At 69.5% G+C, this 24370-nt stretch carries 18 protein-coding genes and 1 pseudogene; 8 read left to right on the top strand and 11 right to left on the bottom strand.

Features of this window, described 5'->3' with window-relative positions:
• Positions 1-975 precede the first annotated feature (975 nt).
• From AB0B89_RS20880 to AB0B89_RS20865, 4 genes are all read left to right on the top strand, one after another.
• Positions 976-3708 (top strand): beta-L-arabinofuranosidase domain-containing protein, encoded by a 2733-nt coding sequence (locus AB0B89_RS20880; protein WP_358555118.1) that lies wholly within the window; start codon positions 976-978, stop codon positions 3706-3708.
• Positions 3708-5177, top strand: coding sequence for a non-reducing end alpha-L-arabinofuranosidase family hydrolase (locus tag AB0B89_RS20875; RefSeq protein ID WP_358555121.1), 1470 nt, complete (start codon positions 3708-3710; stop codon positions 5175-5177). Before AB0B89_RS20880 ends, AB0B89_RS20875 begins: the two co-directional genes overlap by 1 nt.
• A gap of 375 nt (positions 5178-5552) precedes the next feature.
• On the top strand, positions 5553-6578 hold the full coding sequence (locus tag AB0B89_RS20870; protein ID WP_358555115.1) for an ATP-binding cassette domain-containing protein: 1026 nt from the start codon (positions 5553-5555) through the stop codon (positions 6576-6578).
• Entirely contained in the window at positions 6575-7411 is an 837-nt protein-coding gene (locus tag AB0B89_RS20865; RefSeq protein WP_358555113.1) for an ABC transporter permease, read from the top strand. The genes AB0B89_RS20870 and AB0B89_RS20865 overlap by 4 nt, the downstream gene beginning before the upstream one ends.
• A gap of 1689 nt (positions 7412-9100) precedes the next feature.
• On the opposite strand, the pseudogene AB0B89_RS20860 reads toward AB0B89_RS20865, so the two are convergent.
• From AB0B89_RS20860 to AB0B89_RS20835, 6 genes and pseudogenes are all read right to left on the bottom strand, one after another.
• Positions 9101-10471: pseudogene (locus AB0B89_RS20860) on the bottom strand (BTAD domain-containing putative transcriptional regulator); the annotation flags it as partial.
• A gap of 185 nt (positions 10472-10656) precedes the next feature.
• Positions 10657-11184 carry a S26 family signal peptidase gene (locus AB0B89_RS20855; protein ID WP_358555110.1) on the bottom strand — a complete coding sequence of 176 codons (528 nt, stop codon included), beginning with the start codon at positions 11182-11184 and terminating at the stop codon, positions 10657-10659.
• Positions 11181-13013, bottom strand: a complete 1833-nt coding sequence (locus AB0B89_RS20850) for an ABC transporter ATP-binding protein (protein WP_358555107.1) — start codon at positions 13011-13013, stop codon at positions 11181-11183. Before AB0B89_RS20850 ends, AB0B89_RS20855 begins: the two co-directional genes overlap by 4 nt.
• A complete protein-coding gene (locus AB0B89_RS20845) occupies positions 13010-13552 on the bottom strand; it encodes a TlpA disulfide reductase family protein (RefSeq protein WP_358555104.1) in 543 nt (180 codons plus the stop codon). Before AB0B89_RS20845 ends, AB0B89_RS20850 begins: the two co-directional genes overlap by 4 nt.
• Entirely contained in the window at positions 13552-14058 is a 507-nt protein-coding gene (locus AB0B89_RS20840) for a MauE/DoxX family redox-associated membrane protein (protein ID WP_358555101.1), read from the bottom strand. The genes AB0B89_RS20845 and AB0B89_RS20840 overlap by 1 nt, the downstream gene beginning before the upstream one ends.
• A 69-nt stretch (positions 14059-14127) precedes the next feature.
• On the bottom strand, positions 14128-14292 hold the full coding sequence (locus AB0B89_RS20835) for a hypothetical protein (RefSeq protein WP_358555098.1): 165 nt from the start codon (positions 14290-14292) through the stop codon (positions 14128-14130).
• Between the two features lie 217 nt (positions 14293-14509).
• Between AB0B89_RS20835 and AB0B89_RS20830 the strand changes: the two genes are divergently transcribed.
• On the top strand, positions 14510-17347 hold the full coding sequence (locus AB0B89_RS20830) for a tetratricopeptide repeat protein (protein WP_358555095.1): 2838 nt from the start codon (positions 14510-14512) through the stop codon (positions 17345-17347).
• Between the two features lie 31 nt (positions 17348-17378).
• Here AB0B89_RS20830 and AB0B89_RS20825 read toward each other — a convergent pair whose 3' ends face one another.
• A complete protein-coding gene (locus AB0B89_RS20825; RefSeq protein WP_358555092.1) occupies positions 17379-17732 on the bottom strand; it encodes a hypothetical protein in 354 nt (117 codons plus the stop codon).
• A 214-nt stretch (positions 17733-17946) separates the two neighbouring features.
• Here AB0B89_RS20825 and AB0B89_RS20820 point away from each other — a divergent pair, with 214 nt between their 5' ends.
• Positions 17947-18267, top strand: a complete 321-nt coding sequence (locus tag AB0B89_RS20820) for a tyrosine-type recombinase/integrase (RefSeq protein WP_358555089.1) — start codon at positions 17947-17949, stop codon at positions 18265-18267.
• 70 nt (positions 18268-18337) lie between these two features.
• Here AB0B89_RS20820 and AB0B89_RS20815 read toward each other — a convergent pair whose 3' ends face one another.
• Positions 18338-19501, bottom strand: a complete 1164-nt coding sequence (locus AB0B89_RS20815) for an acyl-CoA dehydrogenase family protein (protein ID WP_358555086.1) — start codon at positions 19499-19501, stop codon at positions 18338-18340.
• 175 nt (positions 19502-19676) lie between these two features.
• Here AB0B89_RS20815 and AB0B89_RS20810 point away from each other — a divergent pair, with 175 nt between their 5' ends.
• Positions 19677-20996, top strand: a complete 1320-nt coding sequence (locus tag AB0B89_RS20810; protein ID WP_358555084.1) for a UDP-glucose/GDP-mannose dehydrogenase family protein — start codon at positions 19677-19679, stop codon at positions 20994-20996.
• Positions 20997-21008: 12 nt separating this feature from the next.
• Here AB0B89_RS20810 and purE read toward each other — a convergent pair whose 3' ends face one another.
• The 3 genes from purE to AB0B89_RS20795 all read right to left on the bottom strand — a co-directional run bounded on the left by purE (position 21009) and on the right by AB0B89_RS20795 (position 23727).
• Entirely contained in the window at positions 21009-21536 is a 528-nt protein-coding gene (gene purE, locus AB0B89_RS20805) for a 5-(carboxyamino)imidazole ribonucleotide mutase (RefSeq protein ID WP_358555081.1), read from the bottom strand.
• Entirely contained in the window at positions 21536-22705 is a 1170-nt protein-coding gene (locus tag AB0B89_RS20800) for a 5-(carboxyamino)imidazole ribonucleotide synthase (RefSeq protein WP_358555078.1), read from the bottom strand. Before AB0B89_RS20800 ends, purE begins: the two co-directional genes overlap by 1 nt.
• Positions 22706-22779: 74 nt before the next feature.
• On the bottom strand, positions 22780-23727 hold the full coding sequence (locus tag AB0B89_RS20795; RefSeq protein WP_358555075.1) for a hypothetical protein: 948 nt from the start codon (positions 23725-23727) through the stop codon (positions 22780-22782).
• Between the two features lie 190 nt (positions 23728-23917).
• On the opposite strand from AB0B89_RS20795, the gene AB0B89_RS20790 reads away from it, so the two are divergent.
• Positions 23918-24370, top strand: a 453-nt coding sequence (locus AB0B89_RS20790; RefSeq protein ID WP_358555072.1) for a GtrA family protein, incomplete at its 3' end; no start/stop codon positions are given.

Raw genomic sequence — 24370 nt, 5'->3', positions numbered from 1 at the left:
CCAGCAAAACCCGAAGCCGCAGACACTAACCGCTTAACCTGCAGAAACAGGATCACGCAGAGATCAACTCATACACCACTCCGCTGGACGTGACCACCCCCTGAAGCGACGTCCCCGCGAGTCCTGGCCTGCGAGCGGAGTCCAAGTTCCGGAGGCAGGTCATCTCCTCACCGGACGGCTCGTGTCGAGTTCCGCCGCTTGACAGGGCGAGCGGCCAGGAGAAGCAGTCCTCGTTGGTGGCATGAGGATGGTCACCGCGCGGCGGGCTCAAGGATCTTGTTATCGCTAACATACCCGGGCCTTCGCAGGCCGGGAATCGGCCTAGAAAACCCAGACGCGGGGTTCCGCCCGCACTCCGCCCGGGTCCGACGGGTCGCCGACCGGTAACCTCACTGAAACTTTCACTTCCGCGGGGAGTGCGACGCGATCTCCATCCGAACGAATGCCCAGGCCGATGGATGCCCCCGTAGCGATGCGCAGGTATGCGAAGTTCGCGACTCGTTGACACCGGACTCGGCAGTCGGATGTACTCCGCGTCACGCGACCACGGAGCACGCCATGAAGATCTGCCAGTTGAAATGTTAGCGATAACAATCTAATCGTCCCTCCTCGACCTGGCCAGGGAACGTCGGATTCCCCTCTCATCCCGGCCGCCTACGCCACCCAGACCCTTCACTTGCGCCGCAGTTCCCTCCACCGGCCTCGCAACGCTGGGAACCCCTGCGCCCGCGAACGACACTCGGCGCGGCCGGCCCGACATGACCACTCCTTGACCTCGCCGACGGCTCCCGGGAGCGGCGCTCCGGAAGCCATCAGACCACCCCGTCCCGTCCCGTCCCGGAGGAAACCTCGTGCGCTCCCCAACGCCGAAGGTCATGGGCAGCAGATCCATCGGCCCGACCGGATGAACACCGGTGAGCGGCCGGGTGGCCACGACCGCTGACCTGACACCCCCCTGTCTCTAGGAGCCTTCCCATGTCCATGAACCGCCGCCAGCTCTTCCAGGCCGCGGGCACGACCGTGGTGCTCTCGGCCGCCGCCCAGGTCGCCGGTGCCTCCGCCGCCGGCGCCGCCGTTCCCTGGGGACGTGCCGACATCGGCGTGGCCGCCTACGAGTTCGGCCTCGGGCAGGTCCGGTTGACCTCTGGCCGCTGGCTGGACAATCAGAACCGCACCCTGAACTATCTGCGCTTCGTCGACGTCGACCGGCTGCTCTACGTCTTTCGCGCCAACCACCGTCTGTCCACCAACGGCGCCTCGGCCAACGGCGGCTGGGACGCGCCCGGCTTCCCGTTCCGCAGCCACATGCAGGGGCACTTCCTGACGGCATGGGCGCAGGCCTACGCCGTGCTCGGGGACACCACGTGCCGGGACAAGGCCGGCTACATGGTCGCCGAGCTGGCCAAATGCCAGAACAACAACGGCGCCGCGGGGTTCACCGCCGGCTACCTGTCCGGCTTCCCCGAGTCCGAAATCACCGCCGTCGAGAACCGGACGCTCAGCAACGGCAACGTACCCTACTACTGCGTCCACAAGACCCTCGCCGGGCTGCTCGACGTGTGGCGGCTCATGGAGAACAACCAGGCCCGGACGGTAGTGCTGGCCCTGGCGGGCTGGGTGGACACGCGGACGAGCCGGCTCAGCTCAAGCCAGATGCAGTCGATGCTGGGCACCGAGTTCGGCGGCATGAACGCCGTGCTGACCGACCTGTACCAGATGACCGGCGATTCCCGCTGGCTGACCGTGGCCCAGCGGTTCGACCACGCCGCCGTCTTCAACCCCCTCGCGTCCAACCAGGACCAGCTCAACGGCCTGCACGCCAACACGCAGGTCCCCAAGTGGATCGGGGCGGCGCGCGAGTACAAGGCGACGGGCACGACCCGCTATCGGGACATCGCGGCCAACGCCTGGGCCATCACGGTCAACGCGCACACGTACGTGAACGGCGCCAACAGCCAGGCCGAGCACTTCCGCGCACCCAACGCCATCGCCGCCTACCTGACCCAGGACACCGGCGAGGCGTGCAACACGTACAACATGCTGAAGCTGACCCGGGAGCTTTGGACGCTCTCGCCCAACCGGGCCGACTACTTCGACTACTACGAGAACGCCCTGTTCAACCATATGATCGGCCAGCAGAACCCCTCCGACAGCCGGGGGCACGTCACCTACTTCACCCCGCTCAACCCCGGCGGCCGCCGCGGCGTCGGCCCGGCCTGGGGCGGGGGCACCTGGAGCACGGACTACAACTCGTTCTGGTGCTGCCAGGGCACCGGCATCGAGACCAACACGAAGCTGGTGGACTCGATCTACTTCTACAACGGCACCACGTTGTTCGTGAACCTGTTCGCGCCCTCGACGCTGAACTGGTCCCAGCGCGGCATCACCGTGACGCAGACGACGACCTACCCGGTGAGCGACACCACATCATTGCAGGTCACCGGTAACGTGAGCGGGTCGTGGTCGATGCGGATCCGCATCCCGGCCTGGACCCAGGGCGCGACGATCAGCGTCAACGGGGCCGAACAGAACATCGGCATCACCCCGGGCTCCTACGCCGAGCTGACCCGGTCGTGGACCTCGGGCGACACCGTGACCATGCGACTGCCCATGCGCGTGATCATGAAGGCCGCCAACGACAACGCCGGCATCGCCGCCGCCGTGTACGGCCCGGTCGTGTTGTCGGGGAACTACGGCAGCACCTCCCTGTCGTCGGCGCCGACGCTCACCCCCTCGTCGATCACCCGGACCAGCACGTCGTCACTGGCCTTCACCGCCACCGCCACCGCCACCGCCAACGGCTCCACGGTCAACCTCGGCCCGTTCTACGACGCGTACGACCACAACTACGTCGTCTACTGGAACGCCACCGGGCAGGGAGGCGGGGCGAGGTTCCGGCTGATGAACGCCGCCAGCGCTCTGGTCCTCGGCATCCAGGACATGTCCACCGCCGACGGCGGGACGGCCCTGCAGTGGACCGACAACGGGACCGCCGACCACGACTGGGCCCTCATCGTGGACGGCAACGCCCTGCGGTTCCGCAACGCCAACAGCGGCAAGGTGCTGGGCGTCGAGAACATGTCGACGGCCGACGGCGCCCGCGTGCTCCAGTGGGGCGACACGGGCACCGCCGACCACCGCTGGACGATCACCGACGTCGGTGACGGCTCCGTGAAGATCCGCAACGTCAACAGCTCCAAGCTGCTCGGCACCCAGAACGGCTCCACCGCCAACGGCACGCCCGCCGTGCAGGACTCCGACAACGGCAGCGCGGACAACCAGTGGCGATTCGTGCCCAACGGCGCGCGTCGCCTGCAGAACGTGGGCACCGGCATGGTGCTCGGCGTCACCGGCATGGCGACGTCCGACGGCGCGCTCGTCGTCCAGTGGGGTGACACCGGCACCGCCGACCACCTGTGGACCGCGATCGTCGACACCGGGGGCTACCTGCGGCTGCGCAACTCCAACAGCCAGAAGGTGCTGGGTGTGGAGAACGCGGGCACCGCCGCGGGATCGCGCGTCGTGCAGTGGGCCGACAACGGCACCGGCGACCACCGGTGGCGGCTCCGCTACGGCGGCGACGCCGCCTTCCGCGTCCAGTGCGCCAACGGCGGCCGGGTGCTGGGCCTCAGTGGTACCTCCCAGGGCGCGCAGGTCGTCCTGGCCGACGACAACGGTTCGAGCAACAACCTCTGGAGATTCCTGTGATCAGACGCCTCCTGGCGATCATCCTGCCCGCGATACTCGCGGCAACCGTGATCAGCATCCTGTCGTCCGGCGCCTCCGCCGCGACCGTCGACACCAACGCGTGGTACATCCTGGTCAACCGCAACAGCGGCAAGGCCTTGGACGTCTACAACTCCTCCACCGCCGACGGCGGGCGCATCACCCAATGGACCCGCAACAACGGGAACAACCAGCAATGGCAGTTCGTCGACTCAGGCGGCGGCTACTACCGCATCAAGTCCCGCGTCTCCGGCAAGGTCCTGGACGTCTACAACTTCTCCACCGCCAACGGCGGCTCCATCGTCCAATGGGCCGACGGCAACGGCACCAACCAGCAATGGCGCCTCGCCGACTCCGACAGCGGCTACGTCCGCTTCATCAGCCGTCTCAGCAACAAGGCCCTGGAGGTCCAGGGCGCGTCGACGGCAGACGGGGGCAACATCGTCCAGTACGACGACTGGGGCGGCGCCAACCAGCAGTGGCAGCTCGTCCAGGTCGGCGGCGGCAACCCGAGCCCGAGCCCGAGCGCGACGCCGACCGGTACGTGCGCTCTTCCGTCGACGTACCGCTGGACATCGACGGGCTCGCTGGCGAACCCGAAGTCGGGGTGGGTCTCGCTCAAGGACTTCACCTCCGTCGTCTACAACGGCAAGCACCTGGTCTACGCCACGACGCACGACACGGGATCGAGCTGGGGTTCGATGAACTTCGGCCTGTTCACCAACTGGTCCGACATGGCCTCGGCCGGCCAGAACACCATGTCCTCCGGCACTGTGGCGCCCACGCTTTTCTACTTCGCCCCCAAGAACATCTGGGTCCTGGCCTACCAATGGGGTCCGACCGCCTTCTCCTACAAGACCTCAAGCGACCCCACCAACCCCAACGGCTGGTCATCGGCGCAGACCCTGTTCTCCGGAAGCATCTCCGGCTCCGGAACGGGCCCCATCGACCAGACGCTCATCGGTGACGGCACCAACATGTACCTGTTCTTCGCCGGGGACAACGGCAAGATCTACCGGGCCAGCATGCCCATCGGGAATTTCCCGGGCAGCTTCGGCTCGACCTCGACAGTGGTCATGAGCGACACGACGAACAACCTGTTCGAAGCGGTCGAGGTCTACAAGGTCCAGGGCCAGAACCAATACCTCATGATCGTCGAGGCGATCGGCTCGCAGGGCCGCTACTTCCGCTCGTTCACCTCCACCAGCCTGGGCGGCTCGTGGACACCGCAGGCCGCGACCGAGAGCAACCCCTTCGCCGGCAAGGCCAACAGCGGCGCCACCTGGACCAACGACATCAGCCACGGCGACCTGGTCCGCAGCAACCCCGACCAGACCAAGACCATCGACCCCTGCAACCTGCAACTGCTCTACCAAGGCCGCAGCCCCAGCTCCGGCGGCGACTACGGCCTCCTGCCCTACCGCCCGGGCGTACTCACCCTGCAACGCTGACAACCTGACACAGCTCCACCAGGGGTGCTCCTGACGCTCACCACGAAGGCATTACGCGAAATCGAGTGAGCGTCAGCACAGCACGCGATCACCACCAGATGGAGCTGAAGCGGGCATCGGATCGTCGTACAGACGAGCAAACGGACGGACGGCGGTTCACTCGGGCCTTTGACTCCTCGCGCTCCTCGGCCTTGGTGACGAAGGAACCCATGCCCGGTTCGGTGCGGATGAGGCCGTCTGCTCGCACGCCGAGCATGACCTTCTGGCCCGTAGCGACCCGCTACCAGGGCACCTGGGAAAACAATCCGATCACGGGGATGAGCGGTGAAACCCGGTCGAGGGTGCCGTGAAACCGGCGCCACCGAGAGTGAGGCCATGAGCATCACAGAACTCGGACGAACCGGGGGCGGCCCGGCCCCCGACGGGGGCACTGATCTGGCCGTACATGCGGAAGGGCTGGTGAAGACGTTCGGCGGGCACCGTGCCGTCGACGGGATCGACCTGGACGTACGCCCAGGTGAGATCTTCGGCGTCCTTGGCCCGAACGGCGCCGGCAAGACCACCATGCTACGGATGCTGGCCACCCTGTTGAAGATCGACGCGGGCCGTGCCGAGATCTTCGGGGTCGACGTGGCCGGCAATCCGCACGTGATCCGCCAGCTCGTCGGCGTCACCGGACAGTACGCGTCGGTCGACGAGAACCTGACGGCCCGCGAGAACCTCTGGCTTTTCAGTCGCCTGCAGGGCATCGCCGCGCCGCGCGCCCGGCGCATCGCCACCGAACTGCTGGGTCAGTTCGGCCTGGAGGACGCCGCCAACAAGCCGATCTCGCAGTTCTCCGGCGGCATGCGCCGGCGTCTCGACCTGGCGGCCAGCCTGATCACCAGGCCACCGCTGATCTTCCTCGACGAGCCGACCACCGGTCTCGATCCGCGCACGCGCGGCCAGATGTGGGACACCATCCGCGGTCTGGTCGCCGATGGCTGCACGGTGCTGCTGACCACGCAATATCTGGACGAGGCCGACCAGCTCGCCGATCGCGTCGCCGTCATCGACCACGGCCGCAAAGTCGCCGAGGGCACCCCCGACGAGTTGAAGACCGCGGTCGGCAACTCCGCCCTCCAGTTGCTGCTCGCCGAGCCGGGCGCGGTGCCCGCCGCCGTGGAGGTCGTGCGGCGCGTCCTCGGCTCCGACCCGATCCTCGGCCCGGAGCAGGGCCGCCTCAACGTCGCCCTCGACCAGGCCGACCTGGCCGCGGACGTACTGATCGCGCTTCGCGCCGCCGGGGTGTCCATCTCCTCGGTGAGCGTGGCCAAGCCCAGCCTGGACGAGGTGTTCCTCGCCCTCACCGGCCATGAGACGGACGGGGACGACAAGACCGGCATCGAGGAGAACCGATGAGCACCATGACCGCACCCGCCCGCGAGGCGGTACGGGCCGCCGACCGCGTGGCCGCCGCCCGGCGGCGCGTCTCCATGGGGGAGACGCTCGGCCAGACCCTGATGATGGCGTGGCGGGCGCTCAAGAAGATGCGCCGCAACCCGGAGCAGTTCTTCGACGTGGCGCTGCAGCCGATCCTGTTCACCGCGATGTTCGCCTTCATCTTCGGCGGCGCCATCGCCGGCGACGTGGAAAGCTACCTTCCCCTGATGATCCCCGGCATCCTCGCCCAGACCGTGCTGACGACGTGCATGGCCACGGGCACGCAGCTCCGCGAAGACATGGAGAAGGGTGTCTTCGATCGGTTCAAGTCGCTGCCGATCGCCCGGATCGCGCCGCTCGCCGGCCCGATGGTGGCCGACCTGCTGCGCTATACGATCGCGGCCACCCTGACCTTCTCCATGGGCCTGGTGCTGGGCTACCGCCCGGGCGGCGGAGCGGGCGGCGTGCTCGCCGCGATCCTGCTGGCGATCTTCACGGGCTGGTCGCTGGCGTGGGTCTTCACCTGGGTCGGCACGATCGCCCGGAGCGCCCAGGCCGTGCAGGGCATCTCCATGATGATCTTGTTCCCCTTGACGTTCCTGTCGAACGCGTTCGTCCCCGTCGAGACCCTGCCCGACTGGCTGGCCGCGTTCGTACGGATCAACCCGGTCTCACACCTGGTCACGGCCGCCCGCGACCTCGCCAACAACGCCCTCGTCAGCGGAGAGGTGGCCTGGACGCTCCTGGCGTGCCTGATCGTCATCGCGATCTTCGCGCCGCTGTCGGTACGCAGCTACAAACGGCACATGTGACCTCCGCCCGTCACGGCCGGAAACCTGCTCGACGAGACGCCGCGCCTCGCCGAGCAGGTCGGAGCCGCGTCGGTCGCCGTACTCGGCCCGCACGGCGGCGATCATCCCGGGCGCGGCCCGCTCCGCGTACGGTTCGATCCGCTCGAAGGCCATGCTGGGCATGCTGCTGTTGTACGCGAACCGCTCGGCCAGCACCAGCAACCCGATCGCGTCGCCGGGGGCCATGGCTACCCGAAGCAACCCCCAGGCGCCGAGCGCGAAGAGCACCGAGCCGCACAGCGGGTAGTCGAGGACGGGGTTTCCCGAAGCCAGCAGGTCGTGGTCCCGGACTGCGGAGAACAACTCCTCGCCGTACCGGACGTCTTCCGGCGGGGCGTGGTACGCGTACGCCGTCAGGGTGACCGACACCGCGATCATCATCCACGGCGTGAACTCCGCGAGCGGGACTCCGGGCAGGCGCAGATCGCGTGCCCGCTGGACGGCCAGGCGGTACTCCGCGAGCGCGGCGGCCGTCTCACCGCGGGCGAGGGCGAGCTCGGCCGCGCTCAGCGAGGCGATCGCCATCCCGCCGAGCACCGTCTCGTTGTCGTTGATCCGGGTGATCTCGGCGAGCTCGGCCTCCGCGGTGCCGAGGTCGCCGTCGGCGAGCGCGGAGGTCAGCAGCAACGCGCGTAGCTGGGTCTCGTCGTCGTTGGCGCCGAGCCGGGTCAGCACCGGGATGGCGGTCCGCGCGTGCTCGACGGCCCGGCGGCGGTCGCCGAGCTGCCTGACCAGGTGGGCCAGCACGGCGTGCATGATCGCGGCGAGCCACGGCCCCTCGTCCTCGCGGAGCATCGTCAGGGTCCGCTCGGCGGCCTCGATCGCCCCGGCCACGTCACCCGCGTTCTCCAGGACGTGGACACTCATCTGCGTGGCCGTCAAGGCGACGTCAGGATCGGGGCTCCGGCACAGTTCCGCCAGCCGGCGACGCACCTCGGAGCCGTCGGCCGCGTCGCACGCGAGCAGCACCGTGGCCATCGCCGCCACGCGGGGATCCGTCGTCTCACCGGCGGGCAGCGTGCGGAGGAGATCGCGCAACGGATCGCCGCGGCGATCAATGAGGACCGCGATGTTCATGAGCGTGATCATCGTGGCGGCCCTGGTCACCTCCACAAGGTACGGCGGCGGCGTCCAGCCGGTGATCACCTGGGTGATCGCGTCCCAGTGGACGAGGATCCGGGAGTGGTCGCCACGGATCGACCACAGCGCGCCGACGCCGGCCAGCAACTGGACGGTCGTCACGGGATCGGACTCGCTGAGAGCCTGCCGGAGCAGATCGGCGAGGTTGCTCTCCTCGGCGTGCAACGCGTCGACCGCCGCGAACTGCGCAGGGCCGAACAGCTCGAAGGCGTGTTCGAGGGCGTACTCCGTCGCCCAGGCCCGCTGCGCCGCCCGGGCGGGCGCCTCCTCGCCGGCCTCCCCCAACCGCATCCGCCCGAACTCCCTGACGGTCTCCAGCATCCGGTAGCGGAGGCCGTACGTCGTCTCGCGGACGCTCACCATCGACTGCTCGGTCAGCACGTCCACGACGTGCAGGGCCTCCGGGCCGAGTACGTGCTCGGCCGCGGCCAGCGTGAAACCGTCGCCGAACAGCGACAACCACCGCAACGCCCGCCGTTCTGGCTCGTCCAGCAGATTCCACGACCAGTCGATGACCGCCAGCAGCGTCTGGTGCCGGTCGGGGGCCATACGGTTCCCGCCGCGCAGCAGGGCGAACCGGTCCGCCAGGCGCCGCGCGATCTCCTCCACCGACATCACCCGCACCTTGGCCGCGGCCAGCTCGATCGCGAGCGGCAGGCCGTCGAGGCGGGCGACGACCTGCTCGACCACCTCCTCAGCGATCCGCACACCTGGACGGGCGGCCGTGGCGCGCTGGCGGAACAACTCCACCGCGTCGCCCGTGGGCAGCTCGCCGAGCAGGTAGACGCGTTCGGCGGGGATCGACAAGGGGGCGCGCGAGGTGATCAGCACCCGCAGGTCGCGGGTCGTCACGGTCAGGAACGCCACCAGATCGGCGACAGCCTCGATCACGTGCTCGCAGTTGTCCAGGATCAGCAGCGCCGGAGTCTGGTCGAGATGCTGGGCGATCCGGGCGCGAACGTCGGAGCGCTGCTCGGCGGTCAGGGCACGGCGCCCGCTGACCGAGTCCCGGACCCCGAGCGCCGAGCCCACCTCGCCCACCACGCCCTCCGGCGAGGAGACGCCGACGAGTTCGACGAAGTGGGCGACGGGCTGCGCGGCGTTCCTGCCGACGACATGAGCCAGCCGCGTCTTGCCCAGCCCGCCAGGGCCGATGATGGAGACCGCCCGGTTGGTCTGCAACAGGGCGTGTACCGCACGAATATCGCCGTCGCGGCCGAGCAGCGAGGAACCATCGAACAGGATGCCCTCACGCACCGGCCGATCGGCCAGGAGGAGTTCGGCGTACACGCGGGCGAGCTCAGGCCCTGGTTCGGTGCCGAGCCGCGCGACCAGGCCCGCGCGATACCGCTCGTAGCGCTCCAGGGCGGCGCCGGCGCCGCGTACGGCGGCCTCGCTGCGCAGCAGGCAGGCGAGCAGCTCCTCGTCGTGCGGCCGATCGGCCGCGGCCTCTTCCAGCAGCGGCAGCGCGCCCTCGTGAGCGCCGCTCCGGCCCCGCGCGATCGCCGCCACCCGGCGCGCCTCGGCCACCCACCCCGCGGCGACGCCCCTCAGCTCGGCGAGTGGGCCCGTGGCGCCATCCATGCCGCCGGCCACGAGACCCATGGCCTCTTCGGCGTGGCGACGCGCGAGCTCCATGTCGTCTTCGCCCAGCGCGGCCCGTGCCTTCTCCACCAGCGCGCCGAGCAGCAGCGCGTCCACCTGACCGGCGGGCAGCCCGAGCCGGTAACCACGCGGGAGCCGCACCACCACGTCGGCGCAGGTCGCCGCCCTGGTCCGCGAGACGACCACCTGCAGCGCCTTCGTCGGGTTGGCCGGCGCCTCGTCGGGCCACAACTCCTCGACCAGGCGCTCGTCACTGAGCCCCCCACGCCCGTGCATGGCGAGTACGGCCAGCAGGGTCTGCGCGCGATCACCGACCACGCGCGCACCCTGCCAGCGCACTCCATCGAGCAGAACCAGTGCGGGGGACACACCCCCAGCTTACGAACCTGGCCTCGGCGGGCGAATCCTTCGCCAGACCGGCCGTGGTCATCACACTCGGCCTCGCCAGATTCGTCGGGCGATCACTCCTCGCGGGAGGCGAGGTGGTCGGTGCGCGAGCCCGCCATGGCCCCGTGGGGCTTATCCCCTTCGGACGGTTCCCGTCCGGGCAGCCGCCGGATCACGACGCCGACGAAGCGGTCGTGGCACACCAGACCGTAGTGCCGGGAGTCCCAGCTGGTCGCACGGTTGTCGCCCAGCACGACGAGAGCTCCGCGCGGCACCACCGTGCCTGCCACTTCGTGGACATCCGGATGCTCCCATGCGACAGGCACCTGATCACCCGGCACGGCCACGGCCCGCTTGATGAGGAGCGGGCGGTCCCGCTCGGGTACGGGCTCTTCGGTGTGCGGCCCGCCGGGGTAGACGAAGACCACTATCTGTCCCGCGCGGACGCGCTTCGTCCTGCGGACCAGCAGGCGGTCGCCCGGTCGCAGCGTCGGTTCCATGCTCGTACCGTGGACGGTCGTGGCCAGGAAGCCGCGGCGGGCCCAGAGCGCCAGCAGGCCGACGGCCAGCAGCATCCCGGCGGCCGGAAGAGCGAGCTTCACAGAGCCTCCTGGTATCCGGCGGCCTGGAGCCGGAAGAGCCTGGCGTAGCTGCCGCCGGCGGCGAGCAGGACCTCGTGCGACCCGTGTTCGGTGATCCGTCCGTCGTCGAGGACGGCGATGTAGTCGGCGTCGCGGACGGCGCTGAGCCGATGCGAGATCAGCAGGCTGGTCCGGCCCTCGCGGTACTCCCGCATGCCGGTGTGGATCTCGTGTTCGGCCTCCGGATCCAGGCCGGAGCTCGGCTCGTCGAGGATCATCAGATCCCTGTCGTTCCGCACGAAGGCCCGGGCGAGCGCGAGCCGCTGCCATTGACCGCCGGACAGGACGACGCCGACCGCCGGATCATCCTTGTCATCCCCGATCATGAAGATGCGGGTGAGGGGCGTGCCGTAACCCCGGGGAAGGGCGGCGAGCGTGTCGTGCAGCCCGGCACGTGCGGCCGCCTCCTCGATGCGTCCCTGGTCATGCCGTGCGCTCAGGTCGCCGAGGACGATGTTGTCGCGGGCCGTCATGTCGTAGTTCATGTGGTCCTGGAACACGGCGCTGATCCGCTCACGCAGCATGGCCGGGGGGATGTCGCGCAGATCCGTTCCATCCCACAAGATCTGACCTCGGGTCGGGTCGTACATCCGGCACAGCAGCTTGACCAGCGTGCTCTTTCCCGCGCCGTTCAGCCCGACTAGTGCGACGGCGCATCCGTGCGGGATGGTCAGGTTCACCCCACGCAGAACCCAGGGATGGTCGTCGCTGTAGCGGAACCACACGTCCCGCAGTTCGACGCCCTGCCGCAGCGGCGGCGCGTGCCCATGCTCCGCGTGCGGCAGGTCCGGTTCGGCCGTTACGACGGCGACGTAGTGGGTGAAGGCGAGCAGCCTCGCCTGCCAGCCGGAGATCGACGACGTCAGCGTCCCCAGGGCGGACTGCACGCCGCCGACGGCCGCGAGGAACATGGAGACGTCTCCGATGCTCAGCTCGCCGCGCCGTGCAGCGGCGATCGCCCACCACAGGCCGGCCCCGGCGACCCCCGCGCCCAGCACCGTCAGTCCGGCCTGGGTGCGGAGTTCCCGCAGGTCCATCCGCCGGATCGCCGTGTTCGCCGACAGTCGTTCGCCGATCATCCGGGCGCGCAGGAACGCCCCGATGCCGAAAAGGCGGATCTCCGTGGCCGCGGCTACCCCGGTGAGCAGCTGGCTATAGAAGAACTCCCGCCGGTAGTACTGTTCGACGTTCCATTCCGTGCTCGCTCGGCGCCGTGCGAGATACAGCTCGGCGACGAGGGCGGGAATGGCGGCCAGGAGCACCACCATGGTCATCGCCGGGCTGAGGATGAGCAGGGATGCCACGAAACCGACGAGGGAGAGCACGCCTCCGAGACCGTTGCCGATGCCGTCCACCAACTCGGCGATGCGACCGGTGGCCCCCTGGGCCAGCCGGAGGCGATCATGGAAGGACGAATCCTCGAAGGTGCGCAGCCCGACCTGGCGTTCGACCGCCACGAACAGCCGCTCGATGGCGGCCAGGTTGGCGGCCCTGCCGATGTGGGCTCGAAGGTGGCGGAGCATCGCCGGGAGGACGGCGGCTCCCAGTCCGGTGCCGGCCAGTCCGAGCGCGAGTCCCGCGACCGCGCCGTCCGGAGCCGTCAATCGGTCGATCACCAGCTTGGTCAGCCACGCGGTCGCGATCGGCGCCGCGGCCGCGACGAAGGTCAGCAGCAGGAGCACCGCCACATCAACCGATGCCGCCCGCCAGATGATCGAGAGGGCCTCGGTGATGGAGGCGCGCTGCTCTCGCAGGCTGATGCGCAGATCCCTCTTCTCTACGGCGCTCACCGCCGCCCCTTGCCCGCGACCCTGTCGTCCCGGTCCGGGAGGGGCAATTCCTCCATGCGAGTGCCCACGGCGACGATCCGGTGGTCGTCGCCGATGAGGTAGAGCATGGGGGTCCACGTGTTCTGGAACGCGCGCGCCACCGCTCCGCCGTCGCGGTCGGCCACGACGACCCGGGCGACAAGTGTGAGGGCCCGTACCGCCGCCTCGTCGTCGCCGCCGAACACCGCCAGCACGTTCTCGCGCCCCAGCTTCCGCGCATGCTCGACGAAACGCGGCAGCAGCCGGTGGCAGGGTTCGCAGCCGGAGGAGAAGAAGCCCACCACCCCGGTCAAGGTGGCGGCGGACACCAGCTCGCCGTCAGTGGTGACGGCCGTGAACTCCCCGATGGAAGAGCGCGGTCCCAGCGCGGACGGCGCCCCCGCTGGGACGTCCGCCTGGACGGCCTGCGCTCGCAGCCGGCGCAGGACCCCGATCATTAGCGCCAGGTTCAGCAGGCACAGCACACCGAGCAACACCACGGCGGCGGCAAGGTAGGGCATCAGGAGCTCCTCGCGAACAGGTCGACGACGTCGTCGAACGAAATGATCAGCATCGCTCCGGCGACGCCTGCCGTGACCGCCACCGCCAGACCGGCCGGAGCCGGAAGGCCCTGCGGCGCGAGCCCGCCGAGGACCGTACTGATCAACAGCGCGCCGTTACGGACGAGGTGACGGTGACCGACGGGCTCACTGGACGCGCCGAAGCACTGGCACGCAGCCTGCCGCCCCCGTCGTAGGACGCCGGCGATCGCGGCGGTGAACGCCGTGAGCAGGGCGCACGCGAGCGCGAAGCCGTACGAGGTCGCCCGGGGCACCGCCAGGAGGATCGGGGTCGCCGTCTCCGCGGCGACGACGACCAGGGCCAGCGGCCGGACCAGGCGGGCCCTGACCGGGACGAGCGTTGGAAGGGACCGGGCGAACCCCCTGAAATCCCGCAGCTTCGACACTGCGGAGGCCGCGAAGACCACCGCGATCAGGGTGGCGCACGCCGCCCTCACGTACTCCATGCCCATGTCACTCCTCGCGGGAAGCCCGGGTGGCGGCGTGGCGCCGCCACCCGGTGTCGTCACAGCCGGTCAGCAGGGGCCGACGTAGGTCCAGGAACAGCCGGTCTGCGCACAGCACTCGCGCCACCAGAGGCCCGGATGGCCGGCCGCGTTGCACACGTCGCGGTAGTCACAGGCGGACGCGGTGGCCTTGGGGACGATCCGATCGATCATCCGGTCGATGAGACGGCTCACGATTTTCTCCTTCGCGTTTCGGACCGAAGTCGCCGATCACGCTTCCGGCGGTTCGGTCCGTACTTCGTCCCCCGTGAACCCGGTTGACACGGGGCGATCACGGGTTCAGCATCGGCCAGGAAAGTGGCCGAAACGCTGCAGATTTCTTAATCACCTGGTCAACGGGAGATCAGGCGGAGCTCGCGCTTACGGGGGAGAGAGCATCGTGGAGTTACGCATGCTGGGCCCGATGGAGTTATGGACGGCGGGTCGGCCGGTGGATCTCGGACCTCCGCGGCAGCGGGCCGTGTGGGCGGCCGTGGCGGTGGACACCCCACGGCCGGTGCCCGTGGAGACCTTGGTCGATCGGGTGTGGGGCGAGGCTCCGCCGGAGCGGGCACGGCACACGCTCCATGTCTATCTGGCCAGGATGCGGCGGGTGCTGGAGCAGGTGAGCACCGGCGAGGAAGGATCGGCGCGGCTCAGGCGCCGCAGCGGAGGGTACGTGCTGGACGTCGATCCCGACAGCATCGACCTGCACCGCTTCAGGCGCCTCGTCGGACAGGCGCGAATCGGGAAATGCGCGGAGACGGAGGAGGCCGGGCTGCTGCGGCAGGCTCTGGGGCTGTGGCGGGGCGCCCCCCTTTGCGGCATCGAAGGCGACTGGGCGGACCGCGTGCGACAGGCATGGCACCAGCAGCACCTCGACACGGCGGTGCGCTGGGCGCAGGCGGAACTACGCCTGGGCGAAGCGGCCACGGTCATCGGCCCACTCGCCGACCTGCTGCTGGAGAACCCCTTGGCGGAGCCGTTGGTCACGGCGCTGATGCGTGCCCTGCACGCCGCCGGACGCATCCCGGAGGCTCTGGACTGCTACGACACGTTTCGGCGACGGATGGCCGACCAACTCGGCCTAGACCCTGGAAAGGAACTGCGCGAGCTGCACCGGGCGCTCCTGTGCGGGAACGGAGCGGAATCCGGACCGGCACCCGCACCGCCGGCGGCGGCCGAAACCGGCACGGCTTCACCGGCGACCGCGGACGCCCGGACCGCGCCCCCGGCGCAACTCCCTCTGGACGTGCGCGGGTTCACCGGGCGCGACACCGAGATCGCCGAACTTGACGCGATTCTCGCCCGCGCTGCCGACCAGCCCACCGCGGTCCTCATCGCGACGCTGTCAGGCACGGCGGGCGTGGGAAAGACGGCTCTGGCGGTGCACTGGGCCCACAGGGCCTCCGCACGGTTCCCCGACGGCCAGCTCTACGTCAACCTCCGCGGATTCGCCCCGAACAGGCCGGCGATGACACCGGGCGAAGCACTTGGCGGATTCCTGCACGCCCTGGCCGTCCCGGTCTCAAACCTGCCGTCCGACGTGGACAGGCAGACGGCGCTGTACCGGAGTTTGCTCGCCCGGCGCCGAATGCTGGTGGTGCTGGACAACGCCCGAGATGCCGAGCAGGTACGACCACTGCTGCCCGGGGCACCCGGCAGCATGGTGCTGGTGACCAGCCGCAACCAGCTCACCAGCCTCGTCGCCGTGGAAGGCGCCCATCCGCTCGCCTTGGATCCGCCGGCCGCCGGCGAAGCGCGGCAACTGCTGGCGCGGCGCCTGGGCCCCGAGCGCGCCGCCGCCGAACCCGATGCGATGGACGAGATCATCACCTGGTGCGCGCGGCTGCCCCTGGCCCTGGCGATCGTGGCCGCCCGAGCCGCCGGACATCCAGCCTCCCCGCTTTCGGTGTTCGCCGACGAACTGCGCGACGAGCGCGGGCGCCTGGACCTCCTCAGCGCGGGGGACGAGGCCGGCGAGGTCCGCGCGGTCTTCTCCTGGTCGTACCGCACTCTGGGGCCTGCCGCGGCCCGCGTGTTCCGTCTGCTCGGGCTGACCGCGGGCGCCGACATCGCCACGGCGGCCGCGGCTAGTCTCGCCGGGGTCACGTCGGAGACGGCGCGCGGCCTGCTCGCCGAGTTGACCGCGGCGGGCCTGGTCACCGAGCACCGGCCCGGCCGGTTCACCTCGCACGACCTGCTCCGGGCGTACAGCGCCGAGCTCTCCCTGCAGGACGATGCCGCCGAGGGGTACGCGGCGACACACCGGCTACTCGACCATTACCTGCACACCGCCCAGACGGCGGCCATGTCGCTCAATCCTCACCGCGACCCGGTGGTGGTGGCGCGACCCGGGCCGGGAGTGACACGGGGTGATGTCCCGGATTCCGAGCGGGCGACGCACTGGTTCGCCGCTGAGCACCAGAACCTGCTCGCGGCCGTGCGGCACGCGCACCGATCAGGGTTCGACGTCCACGCCTGGCAACTGGCCTGGACCACGACCGAGTTCCTGGAACGCCGGGGGCACTGGACCGACCGCATGACCGTACAGCTCATAGCACTGGAGGCCACGAGGCGTCTCGGCGACCGTACCGGTCAGATCAGAGTGCTCCGCGTCCTCGGCACCGCCTGCGCACAGCTCGGCCGCTTCGATGAGGCGCGTGCCCACCTGGGGGAGGCGCTGGAACTGGCCACCGGACACGGCGACGACACCGCTCGCGCCAACGTGCACATCAGTCTCGCACTGGCGCTGGAGGGACAGGGCGACTACCGCACGGCGCTGGACCACGCCTCGGAGGCCCTGCTTCTGTTCCGATCGGCAGACCACGTCACCGGGCAGGCGAACGCCCTCAACATGGTCGGCTGGTGCCGCGCCCGTGTGGGGGACTACGCCGAGGCCCTCGCCTCGGGCGAGCAGGCCCTCATCCTGCAGCGGCAGATCGGCTCTCGGTACGGCCAAGCGGGCACGCTGGACAGCATCGGCTACGCCCATCACCACCTCGGCCGCTTCGACGAAGCGATCGACTGCTTCCAGCAGGCCCTCGCCGTGTTCCAGGAGGTGGGTGCCCGCTCGTTCCAAGCCGCCGTCCTCACCCACCTCGGCGACACATACGCCGCGACAGGTGACATCGCCCAGGCCCGTGACCGCTGGCAGGAGGCCCTGACGATCCTCGACGAACTCAACGACGCGGACGCGGACGCGCTCCGGAAACGGATCGTGAAACATTTCGGCAGCGGCGCGACCTGAGTTTGGAGTACACGGATGAGCTGGATCGGGCTTACGGACGGAGGGAGTCCATCTGTGGGTCGTAGCACACGAGTCCATGCTCTTCTGCGAGCTGGGCGGCGAAGGCCGATGCCTCGTCCGCCATACTCCACCGCAACGGGAAGTAGATCATCGATCCGGAGGCTTCACCCAGCAGCGGGCCTGTTGACCATGGGCTGTCTTCCCCTTCGTCAGTGGTGATGTCAGGCCAGCGGCGAAGCAGAGCTTCCACGTACGCGCGAATTCGCAGTGTTGGTGCTGAGCTGTCGTCTGCCTCCAGATACGCCATCAGCTCTTCGTACTTTGCTGCCAGCGCCTTCGTAGTGGAAGGCCGTTCGCCTTCCCAGACTGCCAAGTCATAGCTCATGGGCGGCAGCATTTCGGATCGTCGTACCTACGAGCAAGGGAACGGACGGCCGGCGACTCACTCGGCCTTGGGCTCCTCGGGCTCCTCGGGCTCGGTGACGAAGGAACCCATGCCAGGTTCGGTGTGGATGAGGCCGTCTGCTCCGCGCACCCACAACCTGTTGTTCCGGTGGAACGATGACACGTTCATCAAAGCTCGGAGCTACAGCGAACTCGTGTGGAAACCGGCCATCGCCCAAGCCGGAGTGATCCCGCAGCCGGAGAAGGATTCCAGGTCCCGTCAGCGGTTCGCCACGAGCCGCAAGGAGGGCGTACACCAGCTCCGGCACTACTACGCGAGTGTGATGCTCGCCGGTGGTGTGTCGGTCAAGGAGTTCGCCGAGTACCTCGGCCACGCGGACCTGGGATTCACCCTTCGCGTCTACGCCCACCTGATGCCGGGCTCGCACGACCGTGCCCGCAAGGCGATAGACGATCGCCTGTCCCGTCCGCGCGCGGCGTCCCACGGAACAGGGACGGAACAGGCACCCTCCTAAGATCATCCACTGACATGACGAACCCGGTCCCGGAAACTCCCTCGGGACCGGGTTCTCGCTGTCCAGGGGCCTACTTGAGGAGCTGCCTGGCCATGACCATGCGCTGGATTTGGTTGGTGCCCTCGTAGATTTGGGTGATCTTGGCGTCGCGCATCATGCGTTCGACCGGGTAGTCGCGGGTGTAGCCGTAGCCGCCGAGGAGCTGGACGGCGTCGGTGGTGATCTCCATGGCGGCGTCGGAGGCGGCGCACTTGGCCGCGCTGGAGAAGAAGGTGAGGTCGGCGACCTTCTGGCCGTGCATGGCGAGCTCGGACTTGGCCGCCGCCGCGTACGTGAGCTGCCGGGCGGACTCCAGCTTCATCGCCATGTCGGCGATCATGAACTGCAGCCCCTGGAACTCGGCGATGGGCTTGCCGAACTGCTTGCGCTCCTTGACGTAGCCGATGGCGTAGTCGAGCGCGCCCTGGGCGATGCCGAGGGCCTGGGCGGCGATGGTGATGCGGGTGTGGTCGAGGGTCGCGAGGGCGGTCTTGAAGCCCGTGCCCTCCTCGCCGATCAGCCGGTCCGCCGGGATGTGGGCGTTCTCGAAGATGACCTGGCGGGTGGGCGAGCCCTTGATGCCGAGCTTCCTCTCCTTGGCGCCGAAGCTCACGCCCTCGTCGTCCTTCTCCACGACGAACGCGGAGATGCCCCGGGCGCCGGCCTGCGGGTCGGTGACCGCCATGACCGTGTAGAACTCCGACACACCCGCGTTGGTGATCCACATCTTGGTGCCGTTGAGCACGTAGTGGTCGCCGTCGCGGACCGCGCGCGTCTTCATCGCCGCGGCGTCGGAGCCGGCCTCGGGCTCCGACAGGGCGTACGAGAACATGCCCTCGCCGCGCGCCACGGGAGCCAGGTAACGCTGCTTGAGCTCCTCGGAGGCGGACAGCAGCAGCGGCACCGTGCCAAGCTTGTTCACGGCCGGGATAAGGGAGGACGACGCGCAGGCCCGCGCGACCTCCTCGATCACGATCACGGTCGCGAGCGCGTCGGCCCCCGCCCCGCCATACTGCTCAGGGATGTGTACGGCGTGCAGCTCGGCGGCGACGAGCGCCTTGTACGCCTCCCACGGGAACTCACCGTTCTCGTCGACGGCGGCGGCGTGCGGGGCGATCTTCTCATCGGAGAGGGCCCGCACGGTCTCACGCAGCATCTCGTGCTCTTCGGCGGGCGCGTACAGAGGGAAGCTCATGGACAAATACTAGGACGTCCAACAATACGGTGGCCGAAGCAGGGGTATATGGAAGTCACCCCTCTGGCGAAATGTCCTATTTGTACTGTTGCAGGAGGTAGGGGGGCCGGTAACATGCCTCGGCAACGTAACGGTAAAGATTGGGTCGACAGCCGTACATGGAAGGAGCACGCTCGTGTCCTATCGCCTGACGGTCCTGGGGACCGGATACTTGGGTGCCACGCACGCGGCGTGCATGGCCGCGCTGGGCTTCGAAGTGCTGGGGCTGGACGTGGACCCGGCCAAGGTCGCCAGCCTGCAGGCCGGCGAGCTTCCCATCCACGAGCCCGAGCTGGAGGAGTTGCTCCAGCGCGGGCTTGAGTCGGGCCGGCTACGCTTCACGACCTCCTACCAGGAGGCCGCCGAGTTCGGCGACGTGCACTTCGTCTGCGTGGGAACCCCGCAGAAGAAAGGCGAGTACGCGGCCGACGTGTCCTATCTGGACGCGGTCGTCGAGTCGCTCGCCCCGTACCTCGACCGCGAGTGCCTGGTCGTCGGCAAGTCGACCGTACCGGTCGGCACCGCCCAGCGCCTCGCCGACAAGCTCGTACGGCTCGCGCCCGCCGGCGAGCTGGTGGAGCTCGCGTGGAACCCCGAGTTCCTGCGCGAGGGCTTCGCCGTGCGGGACACCATGCATCCCGATCGCATCGTGCTCGGCCTCGTCTCGGACAAGGCCGAAAAGGTGATGCGCGAGGTGTATGAGCCCATGCTCTCGGAGGGCACCCCTCTGATCATCACCGACTACCCGACCGCCGAGCTGGTCAAGGTCGCGGCCAACGCCTTCCTGGCCACCAAGATCTCGTTCATCAACGCGATGGCCGAGGTCTGCGAGGCCGCGCACGCCGACGTCAAGGACCTCTCGCTCGCGCTGTCGTTCGACGAGCGCATAGGCGGCCGGTTTCTCAACCCGGGCCTCGGCTTCGGCGGCGGCTGCCTGCCCAAGGACATCCGGGCGTTCATGGCGCGCGCGGGCGAGCTGGGCGCCGACCAGGCGCTGACGTTCCTGCGCGAGGTGGACGCGATCAACATGCGCCGCCGGGCCCGCATGGTCGACCTGGCCCGCGAGCTGGCGGGCGGCTCGTTCCGCGGCTGTACGGTCGGCGTGCTCGGGGCGGCCTTCAAGCCCAACTCCGACGACATCCGCGACTCCCCGGCTCTCGACGTGGCCGTGAAGATCCGCGAGCAGGGCGGGAAGGTGACCGTCTACGACCCGGTGGCGCTCGCCAACGCCCGCAAGGCCCATCCGACCCTCGGCTTCGGCTCCTCGGCGCTGGACGCCGCGCGCGGCGCGCACGTCGTGCTGCTCCTGACCGAGTGGCAGGAGTTCATCGACCTCGACCCCGAGAAGCTCGGCGGCGTCGTGGCCGCCCGCAAGATCGTGGACGGCCGCAACGCGCTTGACGCCGAGACCTGGCGCGCCTCGGGCTGGCACTACCGCGCCCTGGGCCGCCCGTAGCCCAGACCTTTCTCAGCCCGTCGGGCCGGGGCTTCCCAGGGCCTCGGCCTCGGCACGGAGCCGGGCGCCCTTGGCGTGCGCCTGGTCCCTGAGTGCTGCCTGGAAGGCCGTCATCTTCGAGCGCAGCTCCTCGGAGGCGGCGGCGAGGACGCGCACGGCGAGCAGCCCGGCGTTGCGGGCCCCTCCGATCGCCACGGTGGCCACAGGCACGCCCGCGGGCATCTGCACGATGGACAGCAGCGAATCCATGCCGTCGAGGTACTTCAGCGGCACCGGAACGCCGATGACCGGGAGCGGGGTCACGGCCGCCAGCATGCCGGGAAGGTGGGCGGCTCCCCCGGCGCCCGCGATGATCACCCGGATTCCCCGGGACGCCGCCTGCTCGCCGTAGGCGATCATCTCCTGGGGCATGCGGTGCGCGGAGACCACGTCGGCCTCGAAGGGGACGCCGAACTCATCCAGCGCCTCGGCGGCGAGCCGCATCACCGGCCAGTCGGAGTCGCTGCCCATCACGATGCCGACCACGGGATCTCCGGTCATCAGACGTACTCTCCCGTGGCGAGGTGGACGGCGGCGTGGCGGGCGCGGGCCCGTACCTCGTCGAGGTCGGTGCCGAGCGCGGTGACGTGCCCGATCTTCCGGCCGGGCCGCACCTCCTTGCCGTAAAAGTGGATCTTCACGCCAGGGTCGTGGGCCATCACGTGCTCGTAGCGGCCGAAGACGCCGGGATCCTCCCCGCCGAGGACGTTGACCATGACCACGACGGGCGCGGCCGGGGCCGGGGAGCCCAGCGGCAGGTCGAGGACGGCGCGCAGGTGCTGCTCGAACTGGGAGGTGCGGGCGCCCTCGATGGTCCAGTGGCCGCTGTTGTGCGGGCGCATCGCCAGCTCGTTGACCACGATCCGGCCGCCCGGGAGCTGGAACATCTCCACCGCGAGCAGGCCGGTAACGCCGAGCTCGTTGGCGATCTTGAGCGCGGTGTGCTGCGCCACCGCGGCGGCCTCCGGGTCGAGGCCCGGCGCGGGCGCGATGACCTCGACGCAGATGCCGTCCCGCTGGACGGTCTCCACCACCGGGTAGCTGACCCCCTGGCCGTGCGGCGACCGCGCCACGAGCACGGCCAGCTCGCGCTCGAAGGGCACGAACGCCTCGGCCATCAGGTCGGTGCCGCTGGCCAGCACCTCCGTGGCCTCCTCCGCGGACGAGCAGATCCAGACGCCCCGGCCGTCGTAGCCGCCGCGCACCGCCTTGACCACGATGGGCCAGCCGTGCTCCTTGCCGAATCCCTCAAGGTCGTCGGCGGACGAGACCCGGGCCCAGGCGGGGCAGGGGACGCCGATCGCGGTGAGCCGCTCGCGCATCACGGCCTTGTCCTGCGCGTGCACGAGCGCCTCGGCCCCCGGGTGAACGGCGACGCCGTCGGCGGCGAGTGCCCGGATGTGGCCGGTCGGCACGTGCTCGTGGTCGAAGGTGATCGCGTCGCAGCCGGCGGCGAACTCGCGCAGCGCCGCGAGGTCGCGGTAGTCGCCGAGCCGCGTGTCGGCGATCACCCGGGCGGCGCTCTCGTCGAGGGAGTTGGCGAGGACGCGCAGCTCGACGCCGAGCGCGATGGCCGCCTGCTGGGTCATGCGGGCGAGCTGGCCCGCGCCGACCATGCCGACGACAGGCCCGATAGGAGGCGTTTCGCCCCTGGTCACAACACTGGTCACAAGCTCAAACCCTACCCAGGACCATCGGGTGGCCGTGATGTCGGCCGGTCTCCCGTACGGGGGGCGCGCGAGGGTCAGGCGGTGATGTCGGCGAGGCCTCTGGTCATCGCGACGGTGGTCAGCTTCCCGTCGGCGGTGACCTTGGTCGCGAGAAGGACCACCTCGGCCGCGTGGATGGCCTTGGGACCCGGCTTGCCGGTGAAGGCGCGCACGGCGCCCGCGCCGAAGAGGGGATGGGCGAGCCCGCGCGCGCCCGTCTTCTGCGTGTACACGATCTTGAGTGCGTGGAAGACCAGCGCACCGCCGTCGGCCAGCCCGAGGGCCCTGGTCTCGGACGGTACGAGCTGGACGTCGGAGCTGAGCCGGTCGGGCCGTACAGTGGCCGGCTTCCCGATCAGCTCGGCGAGCAGGGCGCGCATCGGGTCGCCCGAGGCGAACCGCACGCCGCTCAGCCCCGCGCGGTCGGACAGGAAGGCCAGGTGCTTCTGGGGCACGAGCCGGGCGCGGACCCCGTCGTCAGGATCGTCGGTGGGCACGGCACGGGTCGTCTGCTGGGTGTCGAGGTCGGGAGCGGCCCCGAGGACCCGGATCGGGCCGTAAGCGAGCCGCCAGCGGTCCTCCTCGCGGACGAAGAGGAAGTAGGACGGCCGGGGCTCGTGGGCCAGCGCGACGAACCAAGGACGCTCCGCGGGATGGTCGGGCAGGAAATAGTCGGCATCGCTGTAGTTCAGAGGTGCGGGGGCAGGACGGCTGTTCTTGACCGCCTCGCAGGCACGGGCGCCCAGTTCGCCGGCCGCCGAGGTCGTCAGGAAGGCCACCTTGGCGCAGTCGTGCTTCTTCCAGGCGTCGTCAAGCTCCTTGAGCAGGCCGAACGCGGCGATGGCGTCCTCGGGTCCCACGGTCTGGGCCGGGGCGGCCACGGACCCGGGTGTCGGGGTACGGTCCGGCTGACCGTCGTCCTGTGCGCCACAGGCTGTCAGCAGGGCGGCACTGATTCCCAGAGCGACCAGTCGGCGCAGCACGCTAGGAGCCACCTCTCCAGGGCACACCTTTGCGATCTGCGGCGCAGCCTAGCGCACCACGTCAGTTACTACCCGTGAAAGTCGCGATATTTCACCAAACAGTGTTTTTGACGAGCTTGCGTGACCGGACGCGGGGCCCGACGGAGCACCGGTAACCTGAGGGGGCTTCGGAACCCGAGGAAGGACTGTTGTGCAGCTCATTCGTCGCCTGTATGACAGGTTCTCCTCGCTCTTCCGCGAGCTGGCCAAGTTCGGCACGGTCGGCGCCGTCGCCTTCGTCGTCGACTTCGGCGGCACCAACCTGCTGCGGTACGGGGTGCAGCTCGGGCCGCTGACCTCCAAGGTCATCGCGACCGTGGTCGCCGCCACGCTGGCCTACCTCGCCAACCGCTACTGGACGTGGCGGCACCGCGAGCAGTCCGGCCTGGCCCGCGAGTACTTCCTCTTCTTCGTGCTCAACGGCATCGGCCTGCTGATCTCGCTGCTCATCATCGGCTTCGTCGAGTACACGCTCGAAATCGTCGACCCGGTGAGCTACAACATCTCGCTCATCATCGGCACGGCCCTCGGCACGCTGTTCCGCTTCTGGTCGTACAAGAAGTGGGCCCACGTGGGTCCGCCGACGCGGGATCCGCTGGGAGTG

Origin of the sequence: Sphaerisporangium sp. NPDC049002, assembly GCF_040649355.1 — a bacterium.
Taxonomy (GTDB): Bacteria; Actinomycetota; Actinomycetes; order Streptosporangiales; family Streptosporangiaceae; genus Sphaerisporangium.
Note: the sequence above shows the minus strand (reverse complement) of the source record. Positions and strands in the feature narration are given on the sequence as shown.